Annotated in this window: 4 protein-coding genes, 3 tRNA genes and 2 pseudogenes; 5 read left to right on the top strand and 4 right to left on the bottom strand. The window is 39.6% G+C overall.

The features are described 5' to 3' along the window. Window positions 1-642, top strand: a pseudogene (locus ACF8D3_RS02170) (hypothetical protein); the annotation flags it as partial. 110 nt (window positions 643-752) lie between these two features. Here the strand turns inward: ACF8D3_RS02170 and ACF8D3_RS02165 are convergent. From ACF8D3_RS02165 to ACF8D3_RS02155, 3 genes are all read right to left on the bottom strand, one after another. Then, window positions 753-829 (bottom strand) — tRNA-Arg (locus ACF8D3_RS02165). A 52-nt stretch (window positions 830-881) separates the two neighbouring features. Further along, window positions 882-958: transfer RNA gene (locus ACF8D3_RS02160), tRNA-Arg, on the bottom strand. 11 nt (window positions 959-969) lie between these two features. Next, a tRNA-Ser gene (locus ACF8D3_RS02155) sits at window positions 970-1,059 on the bottom strand. 262 nt (window positions 1,060-1,321) lie between these two features. On the opposite strand from ACF8D3_RS02155, the gene rnr reads away from it, so the two are divergent. From rnr to ACF8D3_RS02135, 4 genes are all read left to right on the top strand, one after another. Beyond that, entirely contained in the window at window positions 1,322-3,760 is a 2,439-nt protein-coding gene (gene rnr / locus ACF8D3_RS02150; RefSeq protein WP_007481782.1) for a ribonuclease R, read from the top strand. A 673-nt stretch (window positions 3,761-4,433) separates the two neighbouring features. Continuing rightward, window positions 4,434-6,473, top strand: coding sequence for a M3 family metallopeptidase (locus tag ACF8D3_RS02145; protein ID WP_392469842.1), 2,040 nt, complete (start codon window positions 4,434-4,436; stop codon window positions 6,471-6,473). A gap of 38 nt (window positions 6,474-6,511) precedes the next feature. Then, window positions 6,512-6,718 carry a YheV family putative metal-binding protein gene (locus tag ACF8D3_RS02140; RefSeq protein ID WP_004775846.1) on the top strand — a complete coding sequence of 69 codons (207 nt, stop codon included), beginning with the start codon at window positions 6,512-6,514 and terminating at the stop codon, window positions 6,716-6,718. 14 nt (window positions 6,719-6,732) lie between these two features. Continuing rightward, window positions 6,733-7,188, top strand: a complete 456-nt coding sequence (locus ACF8D3_RS02135; RefSeq protein WP_392469840.1) for a hypothetical protein — start codon at window positions 6,733-6,735, stop codon at window positions 7,186-7,188. Window positions 7,189-7,233: 45 nt separating this feature from the next. Here the strand turns inward: ACF8D3_RS02135 and ACF8D3_RS02130 are convergent. Then, a pseudogene (locus tag ACF8D3_RS02130) lies at window positions 7,234-8,148 on the bottom strand (DMT family transporter). Window positions 8,149-8,241: the final 93 nt, after the last annotated feature.

Raw genomic sequence — 8,241 nt, 5'->3', positions numbered from 1 at the left:
GGCGGTACCGATGGTAGCCCTATCGATCTTGTCACTGGTGTGATTGACGGCATCACAGGTGGTACTGACGGTAGTCCTATCGATTTAGTGACCAATGCACTTACTGATGTAATCAATTCAGAAGATTCATTAGGAACAGTAACCAACTTACTTGGAAGCATTACTGGGGATCTAAACAGTGGTGTGCTTGGCGGATTGACTGGGCTTACAGATACAATTAGTGAAACCCTAAGTGGTGACTCACTCAATTATGTGACAGATGCTATTGATGGTATTAGCGATAATTTTGGATTTGAATTCGACAGCGCAGATTTAGTTTTAAGTGTTGCTGAACCAACACAAACAATTATTAGCGGTGGTAATACAACTATCGATATTCTTCAAGACAGCGTAAGCACATTGTTTAGTGATACTACATTTGACAGTATTAATGATCTGATTGGCATAACACTCAATACAGATAGTGATCTTGCAAATAATACTGTAGATAATTTACTAACCGCCATCACAGGAACAACTTCAACCATTACAACTGTAGCGGATACAACAACCAGTGATAGCTCATTAACTGAGACGGTTACGCCTCAAACCTCTCTAACACACTTAACTGACAACTTATTCCACAGCTTAAGCTTATTCTAACTCACAAAGACGAAAAAGCCGCTGTCATCAGCGGCTTTTTTATTATCTATCGAAAATATATAAAATTCAGACGTAAAAAAACCGCAATTAAGCGGTTAATTTCTTTAAGTTGGTGCGCTCAGAGAGATTCGAACTCCCGACCCCTTAGTTCGTAGCCAAGTGCTCTATCCAGCTGAGCTATGAGCGCATTACTTAGGTGCTTCACTTATCGTGAGCTAGTGTTACTTACAATCTTTACTTGGTGCGCTCAGAGAGATTCGAACTCCCGACCCCTTAGTTCGTAGCCAAGTGCTCTATCCAGCTGAGCTATGAGCGCCTTAAGTAAAGTGGCGGTGAGAGAGGGATTCGAACCCTCGATACAGTTACCCGTATGCATCCTTAGCAGGGATGTGGTTTCAGCCACTCACCCATCTCACCGTAACACGAGCGCAATAATACAAACTAAAAGCTCATTACACAAGCCATGATCCTTATTTTTTATGTTTTTTTAAATCAATCAAATATTTTTTAATCAATTTCTGTTTTTTTTTCAGCATTTTTTGTTGTCGCGCTTGATAATATAGTCGTCTCTTCTTTTATTTAGATCATGTGCATAAATAGAATCTTGCAATCTTTGACGTGCAGTCCAAGTTTGAATGTCTTATGCTAAAGTGATCTGCCAAATGTGAATTGGAACGATATGACTAATAATTGGGTTGATCCCGAAGCAAAAGCAGAAGCTGAACGTTACGATAATCCTATTCCTAGCCGAACTCTTATTTTAACTACATTAGAACAATTACAAACCGCACAGTCTCATGCAGAACTCGTAGACCACTTTAATATTCCTGATCAAAAAAGTATTGATGCGCTGAATCACCGTCTCAGTGCAATGGTTCGTGATGGCCAGCTCATGAAAGATGGCTTTAAATATCAACCTGCCACAGATGCACCTAGTCATGAAGCAACGGTTTATATTAATAGTAAAGGTTTAGGCACGGCGAATATTGCAGGTCAAAATGATGTGTTGTTACCTGAACGCGAGTTACGTCTAGTCTTTAATGGTGATCGCGTTAAAGTGCGTCAGACTTCAGTAGACCGTAAAGGTAAAGCCTGGGGTTTTATCACTGAAGTCGTACAACGACGTGTAAAACAGATTATTGGTAAAGTCTCTGAACATCAGGGCGAATACTTTATTCAACCAAGCAATCCTAATCAGCATCAGCCGATTACCCTTGAAAAGGAGTTGATTGAACATGCCAATGCTAAAGTTGGCGATATGTTGCGTGTTGCAATTGACGATTATCCAACGCGTGAAGAGCTGGCAACAGGCCATGTGATTCAATCAATGGCGGATAAAGCAGATACGGAAATTATTATTCCGCAAACGATTTTAGAGTTTGGTCTGCCTTATGAATTTCCTGAAGCAGTCATTAAAGAAGCTGAAAGCTTCAAAGAACCTTCTGAACAAGATATTAAAGGACGCGTCGATTTACGTGATTTACCATTAGTGACAATTGATGGTGAAGATGCACGTGACTTTGACGATGCAGTTTATGCAGAGAAACGTCCAGGTGGCGGTTATCGTGTGGTGGTTGCAATTGCCGATGTAAGTCATTACGTTCGTTTAGATTCGCCTTTAAATGAAGAAGCAGAAGAACGTGGTACATCAGTTTATTTCCCGCACTTCGTTTTGCCGATGCTACCTGAAGCATTATCAAATGGCTTATGTTCTTTAAATCCGCATGTTGATCGATTATGTATGGTCTGTGACTTGAAGCTTTCCCGCGCGGGCAAAGTAACAGGTTATGAATTCTACCCTTCTGTCATGCATTCAAAAGCACGTTTGACTTATACCCAAGTCGGTCAATATTTTGAAGGTGCGACTGATGCCATTCCAGCGGATAAAACGATTCATAAATCATTGAATACGCTATTTCAACTTTATCAAACTTTAAAAGAGCTACGCGCCAAACGTCATGCGATGGAGTTTGAAACCGTTGAAACTTACATGACCTTTGATGAGTTAGGCGGAATCAAGGAAATCTTGCCGCGCACGCGTAATGATGCACATAAACTCATTGAAGAATGTATGTTGTTAGCGAACGTTGCCGCAGCAGAATATGCGTTAGAACATGATATTCCAATGCTGTATCGTGTGCATGAAGCGCCTGAATTCTCACGTATTCAAAAAGTTCGTGATTTTGTCAAACTACTTGGTTTGCCATTCCCTGAACAACCAACTCAAGCTGATTACCAAGCGGTGATTGAAGCAACCAAAGATCGTTTGGATGCACCAAGCATACATGCTGTGTTATTGCGTTCAATGATGCAAGCTTACTACGGCGCAAAAAACTCAGGCCATTATGGTCTCGCTTATGAAGCATATACGCACTTCACTTCGCCAATTCGTCGTTACCCAGATTTATTGTTACATCGTGCGATTAAAGCTTATCTCGATAAGAAGGTTTACCCACTTTCTGGTGCTGCTCTAGATGATGCAGGTGAGCATTTCTCACAAACTGAACGTCGTGCTGATGAAGCCTCACGCAGTGTGACTACTTGGTTGAAATGTCACTATATGCAGCAGCATTTAGGTGATGAGTTTGTCGGCATTATTAGTGCAGTGACTGAATTTGGTTTATTTGTAACACTCAAAGATCTTTATGTTGATGGCATGATTCATGTCAGCCAGCTCGGTGAAGACTTCTTCCTTTATGATCAAGCGAGTCAAAGCTTAATTGGTCAGAATCGTGGGCAATCTTTTAGCCTCGGTGATGAAGTGAAGATTCAAGTTGCAGGTGTGAATTTGGAAGAGCGTAAGATCGACTTCCAATTGATACAACAATTGACACATTTAGGTCGTGTGATTCGTCAAAAAGCACCCCGTACTGCGAATTCTTCTAGCTCAAACCGCGCATCAACAACGGAAGAAGTGTTTGGTAAAGCTCCATCATCTACGAAAGCGAAAGTCAGTGAGGATGGTGAAAAACCTGTACGCAAGAAAAAAGATAAGAACAAACCAAGTTCTTATACTAAGAAACCTGCTAAAAAAGCGTCTGCTAAGCCTGAAACTAAAGAAAAGGCAAAGAAAAAAGTGAAAAAGAAAAAGTCGAATGCGAAAGCAAAAACTGAGTAATTTATAATGGCTTTAGGGCTAACGCCCTAAAGCCATTCACTTTATACCAGCCAATCTCATGAAAATATTTTTAATTCTCTTTTTACTTCTACACTCATCTCAGTTATTTGCACAGACTCAAAAATCAATATCTTCGACATCTAGAGAAATACACCTAGATATTCCCATATTGTCTCTTTTTTCAGACTTTTCAAGCATTCAATCCGAATTCCCCCCTGCAAGAATACAGTCCTAATAAGAACTATATTCAGGAATCAAAACATTATTTTTTGAAGCTCAACTTGTTGATATTAAATTAACCGAGTGGAAGGGGAAATTACATGAAATCAATTATACTCTTAAAACAGAAGATCCCGTTCAATTGAGAAAAATTCAAAAATATCTTTTCGAGCAATATAAAAAAATTTCGAATGGGAGCTAACTATTGATAATGGATTTGGTAAATTCTATGAAAATTCCAATAAACCTACTCTAGGAATATATAGTTATTCTTTTGATCCTACGGTCTCTTTTCTCTCAAATGAATTAAGAGTAGAGGAAACTAAAAGACGTTTTCCTGATTTAAATGAGTGATACACATGGAGAACTCAAAATTATTTTATTAGCCTTGATTTCCCCTCTCCAAACCCCTACATCTATAACTATGTTTAAAGATGATATGGCAAAAAATACAATGACACTTCAGCAAGCAACACTCCCTATCCCACAGTTTGACAAAATCCAACTCGCCGACTTAAAACAACAGATTGAACAAAGCATCCAAGACGGACAAAACTTTTTAAATCAACTCACAGAAGTTCCTCAGCTAGCTGAAGCACAATTGCAAATACTGAATCAAGTCGATCAACTTGAAAACAATATGAGTGAGTCATGGGGCATCTTGTCGCACTTAAATGCAGTCATGAATAATGCTGAAACCCGTGAAGTTTACCAATCACTTTTACCCAGTTTAAGCGAATACTACACACAACTTGGACAGCACACAGCGCTGTATCAAATCTATCAACATATTCATGATAGCAATGTATTTCAAACATTAAGTGAAGCACAACAAAGTGCGATTAAACTCGCTTTACGTGATTTTAAACTATCAGGTGTTGCACTCGAAGGTGAAGCAAAAAAACGTTATGCAGAAATCTCAGCACGTTTATCTCAGCTTTCTTCTGACTTTTCCAATCATGTACTTGATGCAACCCAAGCCTACTTTAAACCTTTAGATGAAGTACAGCTCAAAGGACTACCACAAAGTAGTGTTGAATTATTAAAGCAATACGGGCAACAACGTGAGCTTGAGCAAGCTGTTGCCACGCTCGACTTTCCTGCTTATTTTGCGATTATGACCTATGCAGATGATCGTGAATTGAGAGAAGAACTGTATAAGGCTTATGTCACTCGTGCATCAGAACAATCTGATAAAGCCGAGTTCGATAATACCCCAGTGATGGAAGAAATTCTGAGCTTGCGTCAAGAAATGGCCCAACTGCTTGGCTTCAATAATTTTGCTGAATATTCATTGGCTAGCAAAATGGCACCTGATGTTGAAACAGTAAATCAATTCCTTGTAGATTTAGCTGAACATGCACGTACCCCTGCGCTTGCTGAAATTGCAGAATTAAAAACAATCGCACAACAGGATGGCATTGAAGAATTAAAGCCGTGGGATGCAACCTACTATTCTGAAAAGTTAAAACAGCAACAATTCAATCTGTCTCAAGAAGCATTGAAACCATACTTCCCAGCACCAAAAGTGATGGATGGTTTATTCCAAATTGTTCAACGTCTCTATGGCATCCAAATTATCGAGCGCCAAGTACCTGTTTGGCAGAATGATGTTCGTTATTTTGAAATTGAAGATCAAGGTCAAGTGGTCGGTGGTTTCTACTTCGACTTATATGCACGCAACGGCAAACGTGGCGGCGCGTGGATGAGTGGTTTCCGTTCTCGTGTGCAAACAGAGAGTGGTCTACAAAAACCGATTTGCTACATGGTATGTAACTTTACTCCACCGATTGGCAATCAACCTGCGCTACTCACACACGATGAAGTCATTACCCTATTCCATGAATTTGGTCATGGTTTACATCACATGCTGACAGAGGTGGACAATATCTCTGTGGCTGGAACACACGGCGTAGCATGGGATGCAGTCGAGTTACCAAGTCAGTTCATGGAATTTTGGGCATGGGATAATGAAAGTTTAGATGTACTCAGCGAACATACTGAAACTAAGCAAACTTTACCGCAAGAATTGCTATCTGCTTTATTGAATGCGCGTTTCTTCCAGTCAGGTATGCAAACTCTGCGTCAGATTGAATTCGCTTTGTTTGACTTAACCATTCACCGTCAAGCACCCGCTTTAAACAGCGAGCAAATCCAAACTACATTAGATGACATTCGAGCGAAATTTGCAGTTGCACCCACTGTTCCATATAACCGTTTCCAACATAGTTTTAGCCATATCTTCGCTGGTGGCTATGCCGCAGGTTATTACTCTTACAAATGGGCAGAGGTTTTGGCGAGTGATGCCTTCGATCGCTTCGAAAGTGAAGGTATTTTTAACACCGAGACTGGAAAAGAATTTAGAAAGTTTATTCTAGCAGTTGGCGGAAAAGATACAGCACTTGATGCGTTTCGCAATTTCCGAAAAAGAGAACCAAAAATAGATGCATTATTACGTCATCAAGGTTGGACGAACACCAATAAAAGCGCTTAAACTACGTCAATATTGTTCACAGGGTGTAATTAACTGACATGAAAAGACAGTTCATCGCGGGTGCTAAATGCCCAAAATGCGGAGCCTTAGATCGTGTCGTTAAGATCATCACTGTGGATGACGAGTGGATTGAATGTATCGACTGTGCTTATAGTGAAAAACGCCCGACCCATGTGGAAGAGCAACAACCTGCTGAGCCAGATGAAATTGGGGTCATACAATTCAAACCTCGTCATTTTGACTAGAAGGTTAGAAGATGATGTCCTCATATCAAAATGAAAACTCAAAATTATTATGGATGATAATCGGTGGGATCAGCATTATTGTTGTGCTTATCTTTGCTGTTCAATGGTTCCTATCTCAAAATAATACAGATACAGCGGTAACGCCGACAGCATCAACAAAAACTGTTGCAGAGAAAACCGTTCCTACAAAACCAGAAGCGCCTATCGCAACAGCAGAAACGACGCATGCTGCGAGTGAAGTCGCTGCACCAATTCAATTGGTTGAAGAGTCAATTATTAAAGACCCAATCCCTTCAAATGATGCGTTAGCAAAAGAAGAAATTGCAAAACTTGATGATATTCATCACCAGCTGCAAGATCAACAGCAAGAGTTAAAGCAGCAACATACGGATGCAGACACATTACTCAAGTTAAAAGAAGAGCAAATCAAGTTACTCGAAGCTCAAATTGCGGCGCAGAGTAAATCTTAATGATCAAAGGCTTTAATCCATATTAAAGCCTTTTTTATTAATACCTTAATCCACAACCTGATTAGAGCGAGCTTTGAACTGAATCGGTTTTTGAATCGTTTGTGCAATTAAAATACCTATTAACGTTAAACCACCGCCTAGGTAATGAAAAGCTTGTAGATGTTCCCCCAATAAGATGACAGCAATCAATGCCGTGAACAATGGAAGTAGATTCATAAAAATGCTGTTCCGATTCGGTCCTAAATGTCTTACCCCTTCGATCCACAAATAAGAAAGCAAGATCGAGGAGAATATACTTGCATACAAAATCAAAGGAATTGTAGTTTGATTCAGTTGCATATCAGCCGCAGGTAAAAAGATAAAAAAAGGCAGCACATATAGAATGGCAAAACTCGATTGCACAACGTTCGATTGCCAAGAGGGAATCGGCATTTTCCAATGTTTGAGCAAAACACCATACAAAGCATAACCCTATGCAGCAACCAGCATTAAACCATCACCAAGATGAACACCTTGATCCCATATATTTAAAATAGAACCATGACTAAGCAAATATAAAATGCCGTAAAAAGATAAAGCACCGCCAAACAACATGCCATAACTTATTTTATCTTTTAAGATCAAACTACTCAGGATCATTGTTAATAATGGAATAAGCGCGGTAACAATCGCCATATTGGTCGCTGTCGTAGTCGCGGCAGCCTGATAAGACAAAAACTGAAATAATGATACAGATATAAAACCACCTAAGGCCAATTGCTTCCAATAGAGTTGAATCGTATGTCGATTTTTCCAAACAGGAATCAGCACAAAAGTACTCATGACTGCTAGCGCTAACACTAAACGATAAAAAGTAATCGCGACTGGTAAAATGTTATGACTTGCCATTTTGGATACAACGACATTGCCCGCCCAAAATAAAATGGCAAATAATGGATACAAAGAAGCTTTTTGAAACATGATCTCAACCTATGCATTACGGTGACAATCATGCTAAAAAACTATTTATTTAAAGTTTCTCGATAAAAAGACGATAACTATCGAGAAACAGAC

The organism is Acinetobacter sp. YQ_14 (genome assembly GCF_043102985.1).
Taxonomy (GTDB): domain Bacteria; phylum Pseudomonadota; class Gammaproteobacteria; order Pseudomonadales; family Moraxellaceae; genus Acinetobacter; species Acinetobacter venetianus.
The sequence above is the reverse complement of the archived record's forward strand: the minus strand, read 5'-3'. Positions and strand labels throughout refer to the sequence as shown.

What these genes read in the sequence shown, in the direction of transcription:
- rnr (WP_007481782.1), top strand. Translation starts at nt 1,322, where the DNA reads ATGACTAATAATTGGGTTGATCCCGAAGCAAAAGCAGAAGCTGAACGT.
- ACF8D3_RS02145 (WP_392469842.1), top strand. Translation starts at nt 4,434, where the DNA reads ATGACACTTCAGCAAGCAACACTCCCTATCCCACAGTTTGACAAAATC.
- ACF8D3_RS02140 (WP_004775846.1), top strand. Translation starts at nt 6,512, where the DNA reads ATGAAAAGACAGTTCATCGCGGGTGCTAAATGCCCAAAATGCGGAGCC.
- ACF8D3_RS02135 (WP_392469840.1), top strand. Translation starts at nt 6,733, where the DNA reads ATGTCCTCATATCAAAATGAAAACTCAAAATTATTATGGATGATAATC.